Here is a 21,714-nt window from a genome sequence, read left to right as displayed (position 1 = left end):
TCTCACCCTTTCAGCAGCCCGCCGGCGGACAGCACCGCCTCGGGCGTATCGACGTCGAGATGGGCCACCTCGCCGAGCTCGACGTCGATGACGGCAAGCCCCGAGCCTTCGACGATCGAGCGAGCGCCGACATCGCCTTCGAGCGCCTGGACCGCCTCGAAAGTGGTGCGTGGCAGGATCACCGGATTGCCGCGCTTTCCGCCTGCAACCGCCCGCACGATCACGCGCCCGCCGGCCTCGCGGAAGGCGGCGATCAGGCGCCGCAAATCCTGCGTGTCTAGGCCGGGCATGTCGGCGAGCATCACCAGCACACCGTCGGCGCGCCGCGCTGCCGCGCTCGAAAAGCCGATCTTCAACGAACTCGCCATGCCGCTCGCATGATCGGGATTGTCGACGATGTCGACGGCGAGCCCCTGGAGGGCGCTGCCGATCTCCGCCGCCCGATAGCCGGTCACGACCACGACGCCGTCGGCGCCGCTCTCGAGCGATATCCGCGCCGAGCGCCGCACGAGCGGTTCTCCGGAAAACTCCGCGAGCAACTTATGGCGCCCGCCCTCGCCCATCCGGCTCGCGCTGCCCGCGGCAAGTACGACGGCCGCGACGCGCGGCCGCGTCGGTTCCTCGGCGATCTCGCGTGGCATCGGCCGGCTCGGGATTTCCATCAGGAGGCCGCCCACTCCCATGCCAGTCAGGTCGTGCACCGTCGGCTTCTCGCCGGCGAGAAGCCGGTTCAAGACCCAATCGAAACCATTCTCCTTCGGTGAGCGCGCGCAGCCCGGCGCTCCGATCACAGGCACCTCTCCGATGTGGCCGAGCACCAGAAGATTGCCGGGATCGACAGGCAGCCCCACCTGCTCGACGGTTCCGCCCGCCATCCGGATCGCTTCCGGCAGCACGTCGGCGGGATCGGCGACGGCGGAAGCACCGAACAGCACCACCATCTGCGGCGCGTTCTGCGGTTCTGCCAGCGCCTGTTCGATCGCGGCGGCCACAGCCACCGCCCGATGTGCCACGCGCCGCTCGCCGACAAGCCGGCTGCCAGACGCGGCGAGGCGCAGCTCCAGAACGCGGGCGGTCTTGTCCATCACCGACGGCTTCAACGACGGAAGCTCGGTCGCAACGAGCGAGACGGCATGCGGCCGGTAGGGCTTGAGACGAATTGGCGGTGCGCCGCGGAAGACGGCCGCCGCGGCCTCGACGCTCGCACGCGGCGCGGCGAGCGGGATGATCTTGACGGTCGCAAGCAAGTCGCCGTCGCGGACGTCGCTGTGATCGGCAAGGCAGGCGAAGGTGATCGCCGGATCGATGCGGTTGAAGCAGTCCACGGTGTCGCGGTCGGCGGTGAAGAGGCCGTTGCAGGTCGCATAGACGTTCACCCTGCCAGTGGCGGCCGGCGAGAAGCGCAGATGGTCGGGGTCGATCGCCTCCGCCAGCATCGCCGCCGCGGTGTCCTCGTCGAGGTCATCCGCTTCGATGCGGCAGGCGATGACGGACGCGATGCCGCCCGCCCTAAGCCGCGCCACATCCGCATTGGTGATCCTGTGCCCCTTCCCGAGCCGCCCATCCGGCAGCCGGACCGAATGGGCGAGGATCAGCCCTTCAGAAGCCTCGACCGGAAATTCGCCGAAGATCATCCAGCGGTCCCTTCCTGCCCGAGTTCACGCCGGCGGAACGCCTGGATGATATCGGCGAGGATGGCGACCGCGATCTCTCCGGGGGTCGCGGCCCCGATGTCGAGACCGATCGGCGCTGAGATGCGGGCGATCTCGCCGTCGCCGAAACCTTCGGCCTTCAATCGTTCCACGCGCTTGCCGTGGGTCTTCCGGCTGCCGAGCGCGCCCACGTAGAAGCATCCGGATTTCAATGCCATCGCAATGGGATAGTCGTCGATCTTCGGATCGTGGGTGAGCGCCGCAAGCGCGGTGTAGCCATCAAGCGGGCGGGCCTTCAGCGCATCCTCCGGCCAGTCCGCGACAAGGTTGGCACCGGCGAACCGCTCGGCGGTGGCAAAGGCCGTCCGCGGGTCGATGATCGTCAGGTCGAAGCCTGCGATACGCGCCATCGGATAGAGCGCCTGGCTGATGTGGACGGCGCCGATCACCACGATACGCGGCGGCGGCAGGTAAACGTTGAGGAAGTGCGGACGTCCATCGACCTCGACTGAGCCGGACTTGCCGGAGCGCAGGCGCCCGGTGACCTCCTCGCCAAGATCGCCCCCGATCGCCTCCCCCTCGACAACCAGACGGCTGCGGCCATCCTCGAGGCTGGTCACCAGCACGGCGGCCTTGCGCGCCTGCCGCGCCGCATTGAGCTCTTTCAGAAGCCGGGGATCCATCAGCCGAGCCTTTCGACATAGACACGGATGCGGCCGCCGCAGGAAAGGCCGACCCGCCAGGCCGTCTCGTCGGCAACGCCGAATTCGAGCATTCTCGGTTCGCCCTTTTCGAGCACGTCGAGCGCCTCGGTGATTACCGCCCCTTCCACGCAGCCGCCGGAGACGGAACCGTGGAAATTACCCTCGCCGTCGATCACCAGATGGCTGCCGACGGGTCGCGGCGCCGAGCCCCAGGTCTCCACGACGGTCGCAACCGCGACCTTGCGGCCCTCGTCGAGCCATGTCTCGGCGATCGTCAGCGGATCGATCTCGTCAATGTCGTGTGCCATGATGCCCCTCCGGCAGAAAACGCCGCGGATCGCCGCCGCCGCTGCGGCCGTCGCCGAGCGACGCGACGAGGTCGCCGAGCGCATTGAGATTGTGCACCGGCCGCAGCTCGTCGACATGCGGCAGCATCGCCCGCACCCCTCGGGCACGCGCCTCGAAGCCCTCGAAACGCAGGAGCGGGTTGAGCCAGATCAGACGACGGCAGGAGCGGTGCAGCCGGTCGATCTCGTGGACGAGGAGGTCGACATCCTCCCGCTCGAGCCCATCGGTGATCAGAAGCACCACCGCTCCCTGGCCGAGCACGCGGCGCGACCATTTGCGATTGAATTCCCGGAGCGTCTCGCCGATGCGCGTGCCGCCCGACCAGTCCTTGACCGCGCCGGCGCACTGTTCGAGCGCCTCGTCGGGATCGCGATTGCGCATCTGCCGCGTCACATTGGTGAGCCGGGTACCGAAGAGAAAGGTGTGCACGCGCCGGCGCCGCTCCGTCATCGCGTGCAGGAAATGCAGGAAGACGCGGGTGTACTGGCTCATCGAGCCGGAAATATCGGCGAGGATCACCAGCGGCGGGTGCATCGTGCGGCGCTCGCGAAAGCGCGGAAGAATGAGCGCGCCTCCGGTGCGCATCGACGCCCGCATCGTCGCCCGCGGATCGACCGACTGCGGCCGGTGCGACGCGCGATAACGGCGCACCGGCACCTCGTCGAAGGGCAGCACGAGCCTGCCGATCTCCTTGCGCGCGAGCGCCAGTTCCGCGGCCGACATCTGCGCGAAATCCATGCCGCGCAACACTTCGCTTCCGGAGACGGTAAAGCGCGCATCGATTTCGAGCTCCGGTTCCTCTTCTTCGCGGCCTTCGCGCTGCCGTTCGGCGAAAAGCGCGTCGCTCACCCGCGCCGCCCCGGCCTTGGCCTTGTCCTTCTCGCTGCGGTCGGGTGCCACCGGCGACATCATGGCGATCATCTTGCCGACGAGGTCGCGCGAGCGCCAGAAGAGACGGAAGGCCTCGTCGAAAACCGCCTGGTCCTCGTGACGCTTGACGAAGACAGCCGAAAGCGCGGCGTGGAATTCCTCCCGCGAACCAATCCCGATCGCATCGATCGCGGCAATCGCATCGGCGACGGAGCCGGGACCGGGTTTCAGGCCGGCCTTGCGCAGCACCCGCGCAAAAAAGGCGATGTTGTCGGCAAGCCGTCCGTCGCCGACCGGAACCGGCGGAACGACGAGCCCATCCTTCCTGCCGACCTCCCTCTCCATCTCAGCCCACCGCCCTGAGTTCGGCCTCGATCTCGGAGAGGATCTTCCGTCCTTCCCCACTCTGGATGCGGGCGATGTCGTCCTGGTATTTCAAGAGCGTGCCCAGCGTGTCGGAAATGGTCTCCGGGTCCAGCGCCACGCGGTCGAGTTCGGTCAGCGCCGTCGCCCAGTCGATCGTCTCGGCGACACCCGGATTCTTGAAGAGATCGATGGTTCGGAGCTTCTGCACATAGGCGACGACCTGCCGCGACAGGGCCTCGTTGCAGCCCGGGACCTTGCGGCGGATGATCTCCAGTTCCTGCGCGGCGTCGGGATAGTCGACCCAGTGATAGAGGCAGCGGCGCTTCAGCGCATCGTGCACCTCGCGCGTGCGGTTGCTGGTGACGATGACGATCGGCGGATGCGCTGCCCTGACCGTGCCGAATTCCGGGATCGTCACCTGGAAGTCGGAAAGCACCTCTAGCAGGAAAGCCTCGAAGGCCTCGTCGGTGCGGTCGAGCTCATCGATCAGGAACACGGGCGCGCGGCCACCTTCACTGGTCAGCGCCTGCAGCACTGGCCGGCGGATCAGGTAGCGTTCGGAAAAGATGTCGTGCTCCAGCCGGTCGCGATCGGAGATCCCCGCCGCCTCGGAGAGCCGGATTTCCAGCATCTGGGCCGGATAGTTCCACTCGTAAACGGCCGAGGCGACATCCAGTCCCTCGTAGCACTGGAGGCGGATCAACGGCCGGTCAAGCGCCGCCGAAAGAACCTTGGCGATCTCGGTCTTGCCGACGCCCGCCTCTCCTTCGAGGAAGAGCGGACGCTCCATCCTCAGCGCGAGGAAGAGAACGGTGGCCAAGGATCGGCTTGCGAGATAGTCATGCGACGAGAGAAGGGCAAGCATCTCGTCGATCGTCGTCGGGATGCCCTCTACCGGTAAATTGGCCATTGTTCCTCCCTTTCGGGAGGAGATTACAAGCTGCGGTAGCCGCGGTCCAGATAGATGAGCGCCGGTTCGCGTGGCCCGAAATGAACCGCCGCGACCTCGCCGAAGAGCACGGTGTGGGTCGCCGTCACCTTGCGGTCGGTGACCCTGCAGTCGAAGGCCACCACTGCATCGGTCAGCACCGGCGCACCGGTCGAAAGCACCTGCCACTCCGCGAGCGCGAAGCGGGCGTCGGCCTCCTTCACGCCGAAGCCGGCGAAGGCGTTGGCGAGCGCCTCATGCTGGGCGCCGAGCGTGTTGAGGGCAAAATAGCCGGCCTCGAAGAACACCGCATTGTTCGGATTGTTGTTGTTGAGACAGACGAGCAGCATCGGCGGACGATCCGATACCGAACAGGCGGCCGTGATCGTGACGCCACGACGCACGCCCTCATATTCCGTCGTGACGATCTGGACGTGGCCCGCGTACCGGCTCATCGCCTCCCGATAAAGGACGGGATCCATCTGCTGCGTGTTCAACAATCGCGTGTCTCCGGGTGCGAAAGCTCTCGCCGCACATTGGTTTGCCCACAATATGGCTTGCAAGGTTTACATTTTCCACAACGGCGACGATTTTTCGAAAACCGCCGTCGACCGGCCAATTTGCGGTTTGTGCGGCCCCGCGTCTCGGATAAGCTGCCGCCGTTTCGTGAAGGAGAACAAGAATTTGAAGCCCGCCCTGCGCCTGCTGCCGGTCCTGCTTGCCGCGACGGCTCTGTCGGCGACGGCCGCAGCAGCGGCAAGCATCGGCGTGGTCGCCCCGCAGTCGGGACCCTTCGCACTTCTCGGAAAACAGATGCAGGACGGCGCCGAAGCGGCGGCGGAGAGGCTCGGAATAGAGGTTCACCCCGTCGCCGAAACCTGCCAGCCCGGCAGCGGCGAAGCGATCGGCCGTCAGCTCAGGGACGCGAAGGTCACGGCAGCGATCGGCTTTCTTTGCAGTGAGTCGCTCGACGGGGCGCTGCCGCTCCTCAAGGAGGCCGGCATTCCTGCAATCACCCTTTCGGTTCGATGGAAGGTGCTGATGGAGGATGCCCTGAAGAACGAATGGCCGTTCTTCAGGATGGCACCGACAGCCGACGACGAGGCGGAAAAGGTGATCGCGATCATCCTGCGGGAGTGGTCCGGAGATGCCGTTGCGCTGATCGAGGACGGCACGATCCACGGCCGGGAACTCGTGGAGGCAGTCCGAGCGGGGATGGAGGAGCGCGGCATGAAGCCGGTCTTCACCGACACCTACCGTCCCGGACAGGAACAGCAGGTAGCGCTGGTACGACGGCTGAAGAAGGCCGGGGCCACGCACGTCTTCGTCGGCGGCGACCGCAACGACGTGGCGATCATCGCCCGCGATGCGGCGGCCGAACAGGCGACGCTGACCCTGATGGGAGGCGACGCCATGCGGGCGGCAGACCAGCCGGTCGCGCTCGCCGCGGGAACACTGGCCGTCGCTCTGCCGGAATACGACGCCTCCCCTTCGGCACAGGAGGCCGTCGCCATCCTGCGAGGCAAGGGCATCGTCCCGGAAGGCTACGCGCTGCCGGCCTTTGCGGGCGTCGAGCTGGTGGCCGATGCCGCAGGCCTCTCCTCGGCGATGGGCATGCCCGTCGCCGAAGCGCTGGTCGGAACCGGTTTCGAGACCGCAATCGGCAATGTCACCTTCGATTCCGGCCACGAACTGGCCGACAATCCCTACGTGCTGATGGAGTGGCGGGACGGACGCTTCGTACCCGTCGGCGCCGTCGGACAGTAGCGCCGCCACCTACTCCTCAATACGGCCATTGCGGCTGCGAAAACACGCCGCCGTCGACCCATATCGTCTGGCCGGTCACGAAGCCGGCTGCCTCGCTTGCAAGAAACAGGACCGGTCCGGCGACATCCTGAGGCGTGCCGACGCGGCGCAGCGGCGTCACCGCGCCCCATGTCTCGGCGTAGTCCGGCGCCTCCGCCTTGGTCCGCTCGGTCTCGATAGCGCCCGGCGCGACGCAGTTGACCCGGATACCGCTCGGCCCGAGTTCGACCGCCGCGACCTTGGTGAACTGTTCGACCCCGCCCTTCGAAGCCGTGTAGTCGACAAGCCGTGGGAAGGCGTGCTTGTTGCAGCCGGAGCCGATGTTGACGATCGAGCCGCCCTTGCCGGCGCTGACCATGTGCCGGGCGACGATCTGCGTGTTCAGGAATGTGCCCTTGAGATTGGTGCGGATAACGGCGTCCCACCGCTCCTCGGACAATTCGAGCAGCGGCGACCAGGTCTGGATGCCGGCATTGTTGACGAGCACGTCAGGTGCCTGCCCCGCCCATTTCTCGGCTTCGGCAACGAAACGTTCCACAGCCACGGCATCACCGACGTCGCAGGCCGCGGCCATGACCCGCCCGCAGCCGGAGGCGGCGGCAACCGTCGCCTCGGCGTCCTCGGCGGCCCCGAGATGGCTGAAGGCGACGTCATAGCCCTCCGCGACAAAGGCCGACACCAGGTGCCGGCCGATACCTGAACTACCACCGGTGATGATCGCAAACCGCTTCATGCTCTCCTCCGTCAACCATCGCAGGGATGGCCCGGCAAGCGGGCAACGTCAAGTGGCTCGCCATCCTCGCCCTTGGTACGGTTGCCGCGCCCGGCCCGCAATGTTAAGGCCACGCCAAAGTCACCGCCGACAAGGAAAGAGCCCATGACCCGCCCGTTGCTGATCGCCCCTTCGATCCTCGCCTCCAATTTCGCGAAGCTCGGCCAGGAAGTCGCCGACGTCGTGGACGCGGGCGCAGACTGGATCCACCTCGACGTGATGGATGGCCACTTCGTGCCGAACATCACCTTCGGCCCGGCGGTGGTCAAGGCGCTCCGTCCCTACACGAAGGCCGTCTTCGACTGCCACCTGATGATCGCGCCCGCCGACCCCTATCTTGAGGCCTTTGCCGAGGCCGGCTGCGACTACATCACCGTTCATGCCGAGGCCGGCCCGCACCTGCACCGCTCGCTGCAGACCATCCGGGCGCTCGGCAAGAAGGCCGGCGTATCGCTCAACCCGGCGACCCCGGTCTCGGTTCTCGAACATGTGCTCGACGACATCGACCTGCTCCTGATCATGAGCGTCAATCCCGGCTTCGGTGGGCAGAAGTTCATCCCTGCCATGGTCGAGAAGATTGCCCAGGCGAACCGGATGATCGGCGATCGCCCGATCATGCTCCAGGTGGACGGCGGGATTACCGCGACCACCGCCCCGCTCGTCACCTCTGCCGGCGCCAACGTGCTGGTCGCAGGCTCGGCAATCTACAAGGGCGAAGGCGTTGACGACTACCGCAAAACCGTCGACAGTCTGAAGAAGGCTGCCGAAGAGGGACGTCGTTGAAGGGATTGTGGGGATCGCTTGCAGGACTGACGGCCGGTTTCGCGCTCGCCGCGACATCCGCTGCGGCCGGCGACATCGCCGGCTTCCGGTCGATCGGCTTCTCCGGCGACGGCAAGGTCTACGCCTTCGAGGAATACGGCATCCAGGACGGGTCCGGCTTTCCCTATTCGAACATCTACTTTCTCGACACGGTAAAGGACGCCTACCTCTCCGGAACGCCGATCCGCGTGCGGATCGACGACGAGCAGGCAGGCCTCGGGGCCGCCCGTGCCGAAGCGGCGAAGAAGGCGTCCCCACTCATCGAAAGCAATGGTCTTGCCGATGAACCCGGGCAGGTCGTCACCTTCAACCCGATGACGGAAGTCGACTCCGACCCACATCGGCTTCGGTATCTGCCCTTCCCCAGCGACCCACCCTTCGGCAAGCCCTATGCGCTGGTGCTGGAGGAATACGCACTTCCCTCGCCGCCGGCCTGCAAGGACATCGTCGAGGAGGTCAGGGGCTTCCGGCTGCGACTGACAGAGCGCGACGGCGCTGCCTTAGACGACCTGGTCCATGAAGACGACCACCTGCCTGCGAGCCGCAATTGCGCGACCGGTTATCGTCTCGCCGGTGTGGTGACCCATACGCCGCCGGGAGCACCTCCCGTCCACATGGCGCTGGTCCTCGTGCTGAGCTTCGGCTTCGAGGGCCGCGACGGACGCTGGATCGCCGTGCCGGTGCATCCCTGAAATGCTCCAGGCCTCCCGCTCCTCGCCGCTCAACCTGCGTGCCCGCCTCGCCGCCAGCATTCCGTCTGCCGGCCTTTGGCTTCTCGGCGCGCTGGTCTGGGGCGCGGTCATGGCGCTTTCCTGCCTGCTCGCGATGTGGATGCTGCACTGGACACCCTACGCGCACCGCGACCAGTTGCTCCTGCTCTTTCTGGGCGGCGGCATGCTCGGATGGCTGACCGCCGTGCCCGTCACCCGCTTCTTCAGCCTCAACCGCCCGGTGGAGACGCGCTTTGCCGCCGGATTCCTGTTTCTATCCGTCGGTACGGTCGCGTTTACGGCCTTTCTCTTCGCCATGCAGTACCGCAGCTTCTACGCACAGTGGCATGCGCCGTTCGGCACCAGGATATGGGCGTTTCAGTTCGTGTTCACCTCCGCCTCGGCCATTTTCCAGTTCAGTGTCCTGGGCTTGCGCCTCTTCCTGCCGTTCGGACTCCTGTTCCTCGTCACGGCAAGCCTCCTGCTGGCGCGCCGCAACCGTTGAGATTGCCGGCAGTCTTTGCTAAAGCGACGCCATCCCGCAGCTTTCCAGGAAAGATAGGCCTATGATCCCCCGCTACTCCCGGCCCGAAATGGTCGCCGTCTGGTCGCCCGAAACCAAGTTCCGCATCTGGTTCGAGATCGAGGCCCACGCTTGCGACGCGCTCGCCGAGATCGGCGTGATCCCGAAGGAAGCGGCGAAGACCATCTGGGAGAAGGGTGGCGCGGCGGAGTTCGACGTCGCCCGCATCGACGAGATCGAGGCCGTCACCAAGCATGACGTCATCGCTTTCCTCACCCATCTTGCCGAATTCGTCGGCCCGGACAGCCGCTTCATCCACCAGGGCATGACCTCGTCGGACGTGCTCGACACGACCTTCAACATCCAGCTCGTACGCGCCGCCGACATCCTGCTGGCTGACATGGACCGCGTTCTCGCCGCGCTGAAGACGCGCGCTTTCGAGCACAAGGATACGATCCGCATCGGCCGCAGCCACGGCATCCATGCCGAACCGACGACGATGGGCCTCACCTTCGCGCGCTTCTATGCCGAGATGAGCCGCAACCGCGCGCGCCTCGAGGCGGCACGCGCCGAAGTCGCGACCGGTGCCATCTCCGGCGCCGTCGGCACCTTTGCCAACATCGATCCGCGCGTCGAGGAACATGTCTGCGAAAAACTCGGCCTGAAGCCGGAGCCGATTTCGACCCAGGTCATCCCGCGCGACCGCCATGCGATGTTCTTTGCCACCCTCGGCGTCATCGCCTCCTCGATCGAAAACGTCGCGATCGAGATCCGCCACATGCAGCGCACGGAAGTGCTCGAAGCGGAAGAGTTCTTCTCACCGGGCCAGAAGGGCTCGTCGGCCATGCCGCACAAGCGCAACCCGGTGCTGACGGAAAACCTGACCGGCCTCGCCCGTCTCGTGCGCATGTCGGTGACGCCGGCGCTGGAAAACGTGGCGCTCTGGCACGAGCGTGACATCAGCCATTCGAGCGTCGAGCGCGCCATCGGCCCGGATACGACGATCACCCTCGATTTCGCCCTCAACCGCCTCGCCGGCGTCATCGAGAAGCTCGTGATCTATCCCGAGAACATGTTGAAGAACATGAACAAGTTCAAGGGCCTTGTGATGAGCCAGCGCGTGCTCCTGGCGCTCACCCAGGCCGGCGTGTCGCGCGAGGACAGCTACCGGCTCGTCCAGCGCAATGCCATGAAAGTCTGGGAAAAGGGCGCGGACTTCCTCGAAGAACTGCTCGCCGACGCCGATGTCCGGAAGGCGCTTTCCGAAGAGGACATCCGCGAAAAGTTCGACCTCGGCTATCACACCAAGAACGTCGACACGATCTTCAAGCGCGTCTTCGGCTGAGCCGTCGTCCGCTCAGCGCGGCGCCGCCCTTTCGAGTGGCGGCGCCTTTTCCGTCCCGTCTCGTCCCGCCTCCGAACCGTGTGGCAGACGGAGAGCACAGTCTCCTGCGCGCGCCGGTCGCGCTTCGCCGCGTCGCCAAGCAGCGCGTTGCGTTGGGATGCTTTAGTTCCTCCTCATCGCGATTTTCGATACCGATGAAGCGGTTCTCCGCCCGACTGGTCAGTATGATTTCGTCGAGCCTGGTTCGGATTGCACGGCTGTCACGCGAAGATACTGATTTTATTTTCCATTTTCGCTCATCTCGAGAAAGCCGCAGGTAAACGCGCGAAGTGCCTCAACGTTCCGGCGGATCCGAACGCGCTCGCACATTGACTTGTGTCACGACCGACCGCAGAACATTCGTGTATACGGAAATGGCAATACATCCGCGGCCGGATGGCGTCCGCCCCAGGGAGAACGATCGAATGCCGCAGCCCAGATCAGCCGGAGATCGATTCATCGGTTTGCCCGCGCCGGTGCTTGCCGTCATCTATGTCGCCCTGACAGCCGGCCCCGTCCTGCTCGCGTCCTTCACCGGGGGGCCGCGCGGATCGACCGTGTTTTCGCTTCTTGCGCGCGCGGGCGGCGTGGCGGCACTTTCCATGTTCCTGATGCAGTTCGTGACCTCGGGCCGCTTCGAAACCATCTCCGGACGGATCGGGCTCGATCGGACCATGGGCTTTCACAGGCTTGCGGCCGTCGGCGCTCTCGGCATGGTCGGCCTCCACGTCATCCTCTTCCTCTTTCGGGCTGGCGAAAGCGGTGTCACGGCTATGGCGAGCCGGCTGCTCACCTATTTCCTGAGGCCGGACCTGCTCACGGGCGTCATCGCGACACTGCTTGCAGTCATCCTCATCGTCACCGGCAAATATATGCGCGGAAGGGTCTTGCCGTACCAGGGCTGGCGCGTCGGGCACGGCGCGATGGCGGTGGCACTGGTGCTGCTCGGCCTTCACCATGCATTCACGAACGCACGCTTCATGGCCGATCCCCTGGGCGCAGCCGCCTTGCTCTTCATCGCGCTCGTCGCGCTGGCATCGCTCCTCGTTGTCTATGTCTTCAGGCCCGTCCACGCCTTTCGCAGCGGTTTCACCGTTACCTCCGCGCGCTCGCTCAGCCCTTCGATCGCCGAACTCGTGCTGACGACGGATACACCCGAACGCTTTTCCTTCGCCGCAGGTCAGTTCGTCTGGCTGACGATCGGCCGCCGCCACACATTCACCGACAACCCCTTCTCGATCGCCTCCGCCCCGTCCGACTTGCCGCAGTTGCGATTCCTGATCCGCAACGCCGGCGACATGAGCGGCAGCGTCAGCAGCCTCGCTCCCGGCACGCGGATGGGCGTCGACGGACCGCATGGCAGTTTCACGTTGCGGGAGGCGGGCAATGGCCCGATCGCTCTCCTTGCCGGGGGCATCGGCATCGCGCCGGTGCTCAGCCTTGTTCGTGCACTCGCCGCAACGGACGATCGGCGGCCCGTGCGGCTGATCGCTGGCGCCCGGTCGGCCGCCGACCACGTCGCTCGCAAGGAAATCGAGGACGCGATGGCGGGGCACGATTTCCGGGCGATCTTCCTCGCGGACATGGACGATGATTCCGGCTGCGAAAAGGGAACCTGCGACGCCGGTCACCTCAATCGCATCCTGGAGGACCTCGACCGAGGAGCGGTCACGGCATTCGTCTGCGGTCCGCCCGCCATGATGGAAAGCGCCATCGGGCTGCTCGTGCAGGCCGGCGTGCCGGCCGCTCACATCGTCATGGAACGCTTCGACTTCGACGGCGGCAACGATGTCGTGTGCCGGATCGTGAGGCGCCGCTTCATCTCGGTGATCGCACTCGTCTACGGGGCGACATTGGCTGTGGCCCTGGTTGCCGCCCTCATCCGGTGAGGCCACAGGGCATGCTATTTCTGCGTTCGGCAGCCGCCTTCGTCTTGACGTGGAGGCTATGCGAACGCAGATAAGCGGCATGAAAGCATCCGACGCCGATATCCTCATCATTCCCGGTTACACCAATTCCGGGCCCGATCACTGGCAAAGCCGCTGGCAGGCGAAACTCTCGACCGCCCGCCGCGTGGAGCAGGCGGAATGGTCGAAACCCGTCAGGGAGGATTGGGTGGAGCGCGTGGTCGAGGAGGTGAATGCTTCGACCCGACCGGTGGTCCTGGTCGCCCATTCATTGGGTGTGGCGACCGCGGTCCAGGCCGTACCCCGTTTCACGAGCACGGTCGCCGGCGCCTTCTTCGTCGCGCCGCCGGACGTCGCCAATCCGGAGATCAGGCCGAAACACCTGATGACCTTCGGCCCTTACCCACGCGCGCCCCTGCCGTTCCCCTCAATAACGGTGGCGAGCCGGAACGACCCTTTCGGCGCGTTCGAACAGGCCGAGGATATTGCGAACGCCTGGGGCTCGTTGCTCCTCGATGCCGGAGAATGCGGCCACATCAACGCCGAGTCCGGCCACGGCCCATGGCCGGAAGGGACCATGGTCTTCGCCCAGTTTCTGGCGCGCCTTTGACGAGGGGTTGCGTCCCGGTACGGAACAGGCCAGCATGTATCGGTTTAATTCGATATTAATCCGGCGGCACTAGCGTCTCGACCGAAACGTCCATGTAAACGCGAGCACTGGTTTTGCCAAAGGCCGACGGTAGCTGCCGAAAGAAAGACGAGTGGCGCCTGACAAAGACCACTGACCTGCTTGGTGTCATCCCGTCGCCGGCACTTGTCATAGACATCCGAACCTCCGTAAAGGCGGCGAATGCGACTGGACTTGCGCTGCTGAAGGGTGGTGAACGCCTCTCTGACCTTCTTACTCCGGCTTGCGCGGCCCAGCTGACGGCTGCTCTTCTTGCGACGTCGGCAACCGGAACGGCGCAGCACGGTCTCGAGCTCGCGATCACCTCGGCTGGCGGCGATATCTGGCTGATGGCAGCACTCGCGCCGTATCCGCAGAACGGCGACCTCTTTCTCGTCACCCTCACGGATGTAAGCGCCTTGAAGAACCGGCTGGCGGTGAGCGAGGCCGCCGAAAGGCGCTGGCACAGCGCCTTGGTTGGATCATTCTCCGGCGTATGGGAATACCGTGCCGATCTCGACCAATGGTACTGTTCAGACATCTGGCGGCAGATGCGCGGGATCGGCCCCGACGAACCCATCCAGACCGAGACGGACGCCTGGCTCGAGCGCATCCATCCGGAAGACCGCGAACGCGTCGCCCATTATGTCGAACGCCAGACCGCTGGCGATCCCGACTATATGATCTTCGACTACCGGGAACGACACAGGGACGGCCATTATCTATGGATCGAATGCCGCGGCTCATGCGTCGAGCGCTATCCCGACGGACGACCGCTGCGGATCATCGGAACCGATATCGACATAACGGCACGCAAACAGACCGAGGAGAGACTCACCCACCTCTCGCGGCGACTCAAGGTCGCCCTGGAGGTTTCCCGCGTCGGCGTGTTCGAGGCCGATTTCGATCTCGGAACGTCTGACTGGGACGACGGGATGTTCGCCCTCTATGGCGTCGACAGGAACGAGGAGGTCAAGATCGGCGGGCTATGGGAGAGCATGCTGCATCCGGACGATCGTGGCCGTGTGTTCGACGAGGTCGAGCGCCACGTTGCCAACCTGCTGCCGTTCTCGGATGAATACCGTGTGATCCTCAGGGACGGTTCGACGCACTATATCCGTTCACGCACCCTGCCCTTCATCGATTCAGATGGCCACCGCAAGATGATCGGCGCTAACTGGGACGTCACCGGCGATGTCGTCCTGCATCGGGAGCTCGAACGGGCGAAAACGCTTGCCGAAGCACGCAACGCGGAGCTCGAAGCAGCCAAGGCGCGCATCGAGCATATAGCCCTGCACGACTACCTGACCGACCTCCCGAACCGCCGCTATCTCGACCAGATGCTCGATCGCCTCGCCGCCGACTGCGACGAGCGCGGCCAGGGGCTCGCGGCTCTGCACATAGACCTGGACCGGTTCAAGCAGGTGAACGATACGCTCGGCCACAATGCCGGCGACCAGATGCTTCGTCACGCGGCGCGCGTGTTGCGTGACGCCGTGCGCCACGATGGCGACTTCGTCGCCCGGATCGGTGGCGACGAGTTCGTCTTCCTCGCTCCATGCGACGGGAACGAGGACGAGCTTGCCGCCATGGCGGAGCGGCTTATCGCCGAACTGCGGCGCCCGGTCATCTTCGAGGGACACGAATGCCGCGCCGGCGCGAGCATCGGCATCGCCATCGAGCGCAGCGGCAGGATCGATGCTCGGCAATTGCTTCTCAATGCCGACATCGCTCTCTACCACGCCAAGAATGCCGGACGGAACCGCTACGAGTTCTTCTGTCGCGACCGCCGCCATCAGATGGTGACTGCGCATCGCCTTGCCGACGATCTGATGCGCGCACTGGAGAACGATGAGTTCGTGCCGCACTACCAGTTTCAGTTCTGCGCCCGCAGCCTCGACGTGGTCGGCGCCGAGGCCCTCGTTCGCTGGCAACACCCCGGGCGCGGCCTTCTGGCGCCCGCCGAGTTCCTCGCGGTCGCCGAGGAGATCGGTATCGTCGCGCAGATCGACGGTTTGCTGCTGGAGAAGGCTGTCGCGGATGCCGCCCGCTGGCGAGCCGAGGGGCTGCGCGTTCCGAAGGTATCCGTCAACGTATCGACCCGCCGCCTCCACGATCCGCACCTCACCCAGAAGCTCGCCGCGCTCGCCTTCGAGCCCGGATCAGTCTCGTTCGAACTCCTGGAGTCGATCTTCCTCGACGAATCCGACGAACAGGCCCGCGCCAACCTCGCCCACATCCGCAAGCTTGGGATCGGCATCGAGATCGATGATTTCGGCACCGGTCATGCATCGATCGTGAGCCTTCTGCGGATCGGTCCGGATTCGCTGAAAATCGATCGCGAGCTCGTGCGCGACGTGACACGTTCGCCCGAACAGCGCCGGCTGGTCGGCTCGATCATCGATATAGGACGGTCGCTGAACGTGAAAATCATCGCAGAAGGCGTGGAAACGCGAGACCACGTGCGCGTGCTCGCGAAACTCGGTTGCGATGTGCTGCAGGGTTACGGCCTGGCAAAGCCGATGGGCATGGAAGACACGTTCGCCTTCCTGCGCGCGCAAAGCTGGCGCGCAACGTGACCGGCGCGGTCGCGAGGACCGCGCCCGCGCATGACTGTATTATTCGCTCTGTATCTGATCGACGGCCTGGGCGAGGAAATCGCTCATCTTCGTGCGCAGTTCCTGCTCGTCGACGGAAACGCCGGCTGCGGCGAGATCGTCGCGGACCTTGCGGAAAACGTCCTCATGGCCCGCTTCCTCGAAGTCCGAGGCAATCACTTCCTTGGCGTAGGCCTCCGGATCCTTGCCCATCAGCGCAGCCGCCCAGACACCGAGCAGCTTGTTGCGCCGTGCTTCAGCCCGGAACTTCAGTTCCTGATCGTGCGCGAACTTGTTTTCAAATGCCTTTTCGCGATCGCTCATGCCGCTCATCTGTGTCTCCCAAAAACTAGCGCCATCCAAGGGTTTCAGCCCCCATTAATCAAAAGCCCCGCCAAAGTCCAATGCGAAGTTAGGCGCATCCGGGGCGCCGGGTGCGATTTGAGGATTCGATCGAAACGAACAATACCCGCATTGTGAAAACCGTTGTTTTCCGCTATGGGACCGCAACATATCGATCCACGCGTCCTCGATGTGACGCCAACAGCAGAGACAACCAGCCATGAACCGTCGCCGCCGTGTTTACGAGGGCAAGGCCAAGATCCTATATGAAGGACCGGAGCCGGGCACGCTGATTCAACACTTCAAGGACGACGCCACCGCCTTCAACAAGAAGAAGCACGCCGTCATCGACGGCAAGGGGGTGCTCAACAACCGCATCTCCGAATACGTCTTTACGCATCTCAACAAGATCGGCATTCCGACGCATTTCATCCGCCGGATCAACATGCGCGAGCAGCTGATCAAGGAAGTGGAGATGATTCCGCTCCAGATCGTCGTGCGCAACGTCGCCGCCGGCTCGCTCGCCCGCCGCCTCGGCATCGAGGAAGGCGTGGTCCTGCCGCGCTCGATCATCGAATTCTACTATAAGTCCGATGCGCTCGACGACCCCATGGTCTCGGAGGAGCACATCACCGCCTTCGGCTGGGCCAACCCTGCCGAACTCGACGACATCATGGCGCTCGCCATCCGCGTCAACGACTTCCTGAGCGGCCTCTTCCTCGGCGTCGGGATCCAGCTGATCGACTTCAAGATCGAATGCGGCCGCCTCTACGAGGGCGACATGATGCGCATCATTCTCGCCGACGAGATCTCTCCCGATTCGTGCCGTCTCTGGGACATCGAGACCAAGGAAAAGATGGACAAGGACCGGTTCCGTCAGGATCTCGGCGGACTGCTCGAAGCCTATCAGGAGGTGGCGCGCCGCCTCGGCATCATCAATCTGAATGAACCGCTGCGCGGCACCGGGCCGGTTCTGGTCAAGTAAGGACAGGAGAAGCCTCAAGTGATCAAGGCACGCGTGACCGTAACTCTGAAGAACGGCGTTCTGGACCCGCAGGGAAAGGCGATCGAGGGCGCCCTCTCCGCGCTCGGCTTCGAAGGCGTCGACCATGTCCGCCAGGGCAAGGTCTTCGACCTCGAGCTCGAAGGTACCGACAAGACGAAGGCGGAAGCCGAGCTCAAGGCCATGTGCGAGAAACTCCTCGCAAACACGGTCATCGAGAACTATACTATCTCCATCGCCTGACGGTTGAAGGAGCCGGCCGTGGCCGAGGTGACCAGCGAACTGATGTACGAGCTACTGAAGCGGGTCCACGCGGATGTGACCGACACAAGGCTGGGTCAGCGAGAGCTGCGGGCGGAATTGAATGTCATGCGTGGCACACTCGTGCCGACGCATCAGGACATGCTGAATATCCATACCACTCTGGCGCGTCACGAGGCGCGTCTGGACCGCATTGAAAATCGCCTGGAATTGCGCGAATTCCAGGAAGCCCAAGCAAGGTTTGAGCCCCAGCCATGAAATCAGCCGTCCTCCAACTCCCCGGCCTCAATCGCGACCGCGACATGATTGCCGCGCTCACCAAGATTTCCGGCAAGGCCCCGCTCACCATCTGGCAGACCGAGACGGAAATTCCCGAAAGCGTCGACCTGATCGTCATTCCCGGTGGCTTCTCCTACGGCGACTATCTGCGCTGCGGCGCGATTGCCGCGCGGATGCCGGTGATGCAGGCGGTCAAGGCGGCGGCGGAACGCGGCACCAAGGTGCTCGGCGTCTGTAACGGCTTCCAGATTCTCGTCGAGGCGGGCATGCTGCCGGGTGCGCTGATGCGCAATGCATCGCTGAAGTTCGTCTGCAAAGAGATCAAGCTAGAAGTCGTCAACGCCGAGACGGATTTCACCCGCGCCTACTCGAAGGGTCAGATCCTGCGTTGCCCCGTCGCCCATCATGACGGCAACTATTTCGCGGACGACGAAACGCTGAAGCGCATCGAAGACAACGGCCAGGTGGTCTTCCGTTACGCCGAGGGTACCAATCCGAACGGCTCGATCCACGATATCGCGGGCGTGATCAATGCCCGGGGCAACGTGCTCGGCATGATGCCGCATCCGGAAAACCTGATCGAAGCGGCCCACGGCGGCAGCGACGGTCGCGGCCTCTTCGCCTCGGCTCTCGACGTCATCGCTGCCTGACGCCGTCCGGCCGAAAGTCACCCGCGCCCAAAATCTGGACCCCGCCCATGCGCCCTGCCCTCGTCGTGCTCAGCCTTTCCGGCGCGCTCGCACTGACCGCCTGCCAGTCCGACAAGCCGAAGCCGATCCGCGGCCATTCCGCGCTTGACGTCATGGAACGGGTCGCGGTCGGCGCCAACACCTGCTGGATCAAATCGGGTGACGGAGACTTCAAGGGTTACGCCATGGCGCCGGAACTCGATTCCTATTCCGGCCGTCCGCGCATCCTGCTCGTTCGCAAGAACAGCAGCGACATCCGCCCGCACCTCGTCGTGCAGGCGGAAGGCAACCCGGCACGCCTCGATGCCTTCGGGCCGATGATGGACCAACCGGTCCACGCCCGCATCGTCCGCGACGTGAACCGTTGGTCCAAGGGCGACAAGGGCTGCTGATCGCCGGTCGATCGCGCGGCGTCCGTGGCGTTTGCCCTGTGGAAAAGTGCCCTTCGGTCTGCGATTGAAACGCCGGGCCACAAACCTGCGTTTTTCCTATTGCACTAATAAACCTCGTCGGCCTATCCTCCGCGCAACCTTCGAGAGCTGCTTGCCTCCTAGGTGAGTTGTGGGAGGAGCCTTGCGCATGAGTACTGCCACTACTGCGACGCTTCTGCGCCTCGGAATGGCGGTGGCGGTGCTTTCAACCGCCGGGGTGGAGCCGGCGGCTGCGCAGGATCATCTGTTCGATGAAGTGCGCCTCGGCGGGCTGATGGCCGCCGACAAGACCGACACCAACGACGAGAAGGGCGGATTCGTCGAGGCGATGGCCTTGTTCGATCCTTGGGGCCGCAACGAGGCCGATGGCCTGCAAAAGCTCATCCGCCCCCGTATCCATGCCGGCGCAACCATGAGCACCGCCGGAGAAGCGAGCCAGATCTTCGGCGGCTTCAGCTGGACCGTCGACCTCGGCGACGGTTTCTTCGTTGAAGGTGGCGTCGGCGGAACCCTTCACAACGGTAGACTGAGAGTGGATGGAACGGACGGACCGAAGCTCGGCTGCGCGCTGTTGTTTCACGAATACGCCGCCGCCGGCATCAACCTCGACGCTCACTGGCGGGTCATCGCCCAGATCGAGCATTCTTCCCACGCCAACCTGTGCGGTGACACGAACAACGGCCTCACCCGCGGCGGCGTCCTGATCGGCTACAAGTTCTAGGGCCACCTGTCCGCCATACTGGCACAGCCCGAACAAGGGCCGCGAGAAAAGGGCGGGAAACCGGGTACCGGTACCAGCCCGCGTCTCACTTCGGAAGCACTGTCCTGTCGGTCACCAGAAACAGAGAACGGCGGACTTCGGCGTCCGCCTCGCGCTGCGTCAACCCGATATCGCGCAACTGGTCCGCGGTCAGCCCGGCAAGATCGATCCGGGTCCTGCGGACACGCCTGCGACGGGCCATCTCCCTGAAGAGGGTCACCAATGCGCCCCTTACGCGACGCCGCCAAGGCGCCGAGCTTCCGGCCTGCCCCTGCATATGGCACATTGTATCGATTGTCATCGTATTCCCCGGATATCGACATCGCAAGACAGATACAATTGCTATGAATTGACAGATTCACGATGACAATATACAAAAATGTCACCATGACAAATTGGCTTCCAGACCTTACCTCGACCGAGGGGCCCCTCTATGTTCGCATTGCCGAAGCGACTGAGCGCGACATCAAGGTTGGTCGCCTCACCGACGGCGCCAAGCTGCCGCCGCAGCGCGATATCGCCTACGACATGGGCGTCACGATCGGCACGATTTCCAGAGCCTACAACCTGCTTCGCGAACGTGGTCTGGTTTCGGGCGAAGTCGGCCGCGGCACCTACGTGCTCGCCGGCCATCGGGAAGCCCCCGCGCCCGCCGGGGATCCGGTCGTCGCGCGCTACGGCGGCACGCGGCCGCTGACGGCGCCCGCCGGCAAGCTGCGATTCGACACCACCGCCGCAGTCGACGTCGGACAGGCCGCCCTGATCGGCCAGCTGATGCAGGATATCGCCCGCGACTATCCCGGCGAACTTGCAAGCTATACGCGGGCGCTCGCACCGCACTGGCTGGAGGCGGGCCAGCGGTGGCTGACGAACGGAGAATGGACGCCGCGGCGGGAAGCCGTCACACCGCATCTCGGCGTCCACGCCGCCGTCGTCGCCATCATCGCCGCGGTGACCAGCCCCGGCGACCGGTTGCTCTGCGAGCATCTGACCTATTCGCAAGTCGCCCGCAGTGCGACGCTGATCGGACGTCAGGTCTGCCTCGTCGATTCCGATCGGGACGGCATTCTGCCCGAGGACTTCGAGAGGGTCTGCGCGCGCGAGCACCCGAAGCTCGCCTTCATCATCAGCTCGGGGCAAAACCCGACTCTCAGCACTCTGCCCGAGGACCGGAGGCGGCAGATCGCCGACATAGCCCGAAGGTACAATGTCTTCCTGATCGAGGACTATATCTACGGCGCCCTGATCCAGGACCGCATTCCGCTGCTCGCCGAGATCGCGCCCGATCGTACCTTCCTCGTCAGCGGCCTGTCGAAGGCGGTCGCCGCCGGCGTCCGCGGCGCCTGGGTCGCGGCACCCGACCATTTCTCGCAGCGCCTGCGGGTCACCCAGAAGATGACCTCCGGCGGTCTGCCCTTCGTGCTCGCGGAACTGAGCGCACAGCTCGTACTCTCGGGGGCGGCCGATGACATCCGTCGCCGCGTCGTGGAAGAGATCGGCATTCGTGAGCGGCATGTGCGCGATATCTTTTCCGGTCACGTCTTCCGTTCCCATCCGCGCATTCCGTTCTTCTGGCTGCAACTGCCGGAGCCATGGCTTTCGGGAACCTTCAAGCAGGCAGCCCTCAACGAGGGCGTTCTGATCGACGACGAGGACGAGTTCAAGGCCGGTCGTTCCTCGCGCGTTTACCATCACGTGCGTGTGGGGTTCAGCGAAGGGCGCGAGCGGGATCCCGTGATCGCCGGTCTCCATACCCTGCGGCGGTTGCTGGACGGAGGCCCGGCCGCGTACGAAACCGATTCCTGAATCTCCTCCGGATCACGTCGAAAACGGGCAATTTCCCTATCGCGGTTTGGGCGCGCATGGGCTATAGGCAGTCCGAAGCCGTCGTCC

At 64.6% G+C, this 21,714-nt stretch carries 24 protein-coding genes and 1 pseudogene; 15 read left to right on the top strand and 10 right to left on the bottom strand.

Annotated features, from left to right (window positions below; genetic code table 11):
• Positions 1 to 2: 2 nt before the first annotated feature.
• From DFR48_RS02995 to DFR48_RS02970, 6 genes are read right to left on the bottom strand one after another with little or no spacing between them, the layout of a single operon-like run.
• Positions 3 to 1,634 (bottom strand): NTP transferase domain-containing protein, encoded by a 1,632-nt coding sequence (locus DFR48_RS02995; protein WP_114361628.1) that lies wholly within the window; start codon positions 1,632 to 1,634, stop codon positions 3 to 5.
• Positions 1,631 to 2,335 (bottom strand): XdhC family protein, encoded by a 705-nt coding sequence (locus tag DFR48_RS02990; protein WP_114361627.1) that lies wholly within the window; start codon positions 2,333 to 2,335, stop codon positions 1,631 to 1,633. The genes DFR48_RS02995 and DFR48_RS02990 overlap by 4 nt, the downstream gene beginning before the upstream one ends.
• The gene (locus DFR48_RS02985) at positions 2,335 to 2,664 is read right to left on the bottom strand and encodes an XdhC family protein (protein ID WP_114361626.1); all 330 of its coding nucleotides are present in this window, start codon (positions 2,662 to 2,664) and stop codon (positions 2,335 to 2,337) included. The genes DFR48_RS02990 and DFR48_RS02985 overlap by 1 nt, the downstream gene beginning before the upstream one ends.
• Entirely contained in the window at positions 2,648 to 3,919 is a 1,272-nt protein-coding gene (locus DFR48_RS02980; protein ID WP_114361625.1) for a vWA domain-containing protein, read from the bottom strand. The genes DFR48_RS02985 and DFR48_RS02980 overlap by 17 nt, the downstream gene beginning before the upstream one ends.
• Position 3,920: 1 nt before the next feature.
• Positions 3,921 to 4,850, bottom strand: coding sequence for an AAA family ATPase (locus DFR48_RS02975; RefSeq protein WP_114361624.1), 930 nt, complete (start codon positions 4,848 to 4,850; stop codon positions 3,921 to 3,923).
• 23 nt (positions 4,851 to 4,873) lie between these two features.
• On the bottom strand, positions 4,874 to 5,368 hold the full coding sequence (locus DFR48_RS02970; protein ID WP_114361623.1) for a flavin reductase: 495 nt from the start codon (positions 5,366 to 5,368) through the stop codon (positions 4,874 to 4,876).
• Positions 5,369 to 5,552: 184 nt separating this feature from the next.
• Here DFR48_RS02970 and DFR48_RS02965 point away from each other — a divergent pair, with 184 nt between their 5' ends.
• Positions 5,553 to 6,635: a branched-chain amino acid ABC transporter substrate-binding protein gene (locus DFR48_RS02965; protein ID WP_245415498.1), complete on the top strand. Its 1,083-nt coding sequence runs from the start codon at positions 5,553 to 5,555 to the stop codon at positions 6,633 to 6,635.
• A 16-nt stretch (positions 6,636 to 6,651) separates the two neighbouring features.
• Here the strand turns inward: DFR48_RS02965 and DFR48_RS02960 are convergent, their stop codons facing one another.
• Positions 6,652 to 7,407 carry an SDR family NAD(P)-dependent oxidoreductase gene (locus DFR48_RS02960; protein ID WP_114361621.1) on the bottom strand — a complete coding sequence of 252 codons (756 nt, stop codon included), beginning with the start codon at positions 7,405 to 7,407 and terminating at the stop codon, positions 6,652 to 6,654.
• A gap of 144 nt (positions 7,408 to 7,551) precedes the next feature.
• Between DFR48_RS02960 and rpe the strand changes: the two genes are divergently transcribed.
• From rpe to purB, 4 genes are all read left to right on the top strand, one after another.
• Entirely contained in the window at positions 7,552 to 8,229 is a 678-nt protein-coding gene (gene rpe / locus DFR48_RS02955; RefSeq protein ID WP_114361620.1) for a ribulose-phosphate 3-epimerase, read from the top strand.
• Positions 8,226 to 8,960 (top strand): DUF2259 domain-containing protein, encoded by a 735-nt coding sequence (locus DFR48_RS02950; protein WP_342634908.1) that lies wholly within the window; start codon positions 8,226 to 8,228, stop codon positions 8,958 to 8,960. Before rpe ends, DFR48_RS02950 begins: the two co-directional genes overlap by 4 nt.
• A 1-nt stretch (position 8,961) precedes the next feature.
• On the top strand, positions 8,962 to 9,483 hold the full coding sequence (locus DFR48_RS02945) for a hypothetical protein (protein WP_114361618.1): 522 nt from the start codon (positions 8,962 to 8,964) through the stop codon (positions 9,481 to 9,483).
• 61 nt (positions 9,484 to 9,544) lie between these two features.
• On the top strand, positions 9,545 to 10,846 hold the full coding sequence (gene purB, locus DFR48_RS02940) for an adenylosuccinate lyase (protein ID WP_114361617.1): 1,302 nt from the start codon (positions 9,545 to 9,547) through the stop codon (positions 10,844 to 10,846).
• Positions 10,847 to 11,002: 156 nt separating this feature from the next.
• Here the strand turns inward: purB and DFR48_RS22145 are convergent.
• A pseudogene (locus DFR48_RS22145) lies at positions 11,003 to 11,111 on the bottom strand (low affinity iron permease family protein); the annotation flags it as partial.
• A 199-nt stretch (positions 11,112 to 11,310) separates the two neighbouring features.
• Between DFR48_RS22145 and DFR48_RS02930 the strand changes: the two are divergent.
• From DFR48_RS02930 to DFR48_RS02920, 3 genes are all read left to right on the top strand, one after another.
• Complete coding sequence (locus DFR48_RS02930; protein WP_170141783.1) at positions 11,311 to 12,774, top strand: ferredoxin reductase family protein; 1,464 nt, start codon at positions 11,311 to 11,313, stop codon at positions 12,772 to 12,774.
• Positions 12,775 to 12,853: 79 nt separating this feature from the next.
• Entirely contained in the window at positions 12,854 to 13,402 is a 549-nt protein-coding gene (locus tag DFR48_RS02925; protein ID WP_114361615.1) for an RBBP9/YdeN family alpha/beta hydrolase, read from the top strand.
• A gap of 113 nt (positions 13,403 to 13,515) precedes the next feature.
• Positions 13,516 to 16,038: a sensor domain-containing protein gene (locus DFR48_RS02920; RefSeq protein WP_342634907.1), complete on the top strand. Its 2,523-nt coding sequence runs from the start codon at positions 13,516 to 13,518 to the stop codon at positions 16,036 to 16,038.
• Between the two features lie 39 nt (positions 16,039 to 16,077).
• Here the strand turns inward: DFR48_RS02920 and DFR48_RS02915 are convergent, their stop codons facing one another.
• On the bottom strand, positions 16,078 to 16,389 hold the full coding sequence (locus tag DFR48_RS02915) for a DUF1476 domain-containing protein (RefSeq protein WP_114361614.1): 312 nt from the start codon (positions 16,387 to 16,389) through the stop codon (positions 16,078 to 16,080).
• Between the two features lie 229 nt (positions 16,390 to 16,618).
• Between DFR48_RS02915 and purC the strand changes: the two genes are divergently transcribed.
• The 6 genes from purC to DFR48_RS02885 all read left to right on the top strand — a co-directional run bounded on the left by purC (position 16,619) and on the right by DFR48_RS02885 (position 19,782).
• A complete protein-coding gene (gene purC / locus DFR48_RS02910) occupies positions 16,619 to 17,383 on the top strand; it encodes a phosphoribosylaminoimidazolesuccinocarboxamide synthase (protein WP_114361613.1) in 765 nt (254 codons plus the stop codon).
• A gap of 18 nt (positions 17,384 to 17,401) precedes the next feature.
• Positions 17,402 to 17,644, top strand: coding sequence for a phosphoribosylformylglycinamidine synthase subunit PurS (gene purS, locus DFR48_RS02905; protein ID WP_114361612.1), 243 nt, complete (start codon positions 17,402 to 17,404; stop codon positions 17,642 to 17,644).
• An 18-nt stretch (positions 17,645 to 17,662) separates the two neighbouring features.
• Positions 17,663 to 17,920, top strand: a complete 258-nt coding sequence (locus DFR48_RS02900; protein ID WP_114361837.1) for a hypothetical protein — start codon at positions 17,663 to 17,665, stop codon at positions 17,918 to 17,920.
• Positions 17,917 to 18,591, top strand: a complete 675-nt coding sequence (gene purQ, locus DFR48_RS02895) for a phosphoribosylformylglycinamidine synthase subunit PurQ (protein WP_114361611.1) — start codon at positions 17,917 to 17,919, stop codon at positions 18,589 to 18,591. Before DFR48_RS02900 ends, purQ begins: the two co-directional genes overlap by 4 nt.
• A 47-nt stretch (positions 18,592 to 18,638) precedes the next feature.
• Entirely contained in the window at positions 18,639 to 19,022 is a 384-nt protein-coding gene (locus DFR48_RS02890) for a hypothetical protein (protein WP_114361610.1), read from the top strand.
• Between the two features lie 187 nt (positions 19,023 to 19,209).
• Complete coding sequence (locus DFR48_RS02885) at positions 19,210 to 19,782, top strand: acyloxyacyl hydrolase (RefSeq protein ID WP_114361609.1); 573 nt, start codon at positions 19,210 to 19,212, stop codon at positions 19,780 to 19,782.
• Between the two features lie 85 nt (positions 19,783 to 19,867).
• Here the strand turns inward: DFR48_RS02885 and DFR48_RS02880 are convergent, their stop codons facing one another.
• Positions 19,868 to 20,041: a YjiS-like domain-containing protein gene (locus tag DFR48_RS02880; protein ID WP_245415497.1), complete on the bottom strand. Its 174-nt coding sequence runs from the start codon at positions 20,039 to 20,041 to the stop codon at positions 19,868 to 19,870.
• 167 nt (positions 20,042 to 20,208) lie between these two features.
• On the opposite strand from DFR48_RS02880, the gene DFR48_RS02875 reads away from it, so the two are divergent.
• Positions 20,209 to 21,627 carry an aminotransferase-like domain-containing protein gene (locus tag DFR48_RS02875; RefSeq protein WP_114361608.1) on the top strand — a complete coding sequence of 473 codons (1,419 nt, stop codon included), beginning with the start codon at positions 20,209 to 20,211 and terminating at the stop codon, positions 21,625 to 21,627.
• Positions 21,628 to 21,714 lie beyond the last annotated feature (87 nt).

Source organism: Ciceribacter lividus, assembly GCF_003337715.1.
In the GTDB taxonomy this organism is placed as follows: domain Bacteria; phylum Pseudomonadota; class Alphaproteobacteria; order Rhizobiales; family Rhizobiaceae; genus Allorhizobium; species Allorhizobium lividum.
The sequence above is the reverse complement of the archived record's forward strand: the minus strand, read 5'-3'. Positions and strand labels throughout refer to the sequence as shown.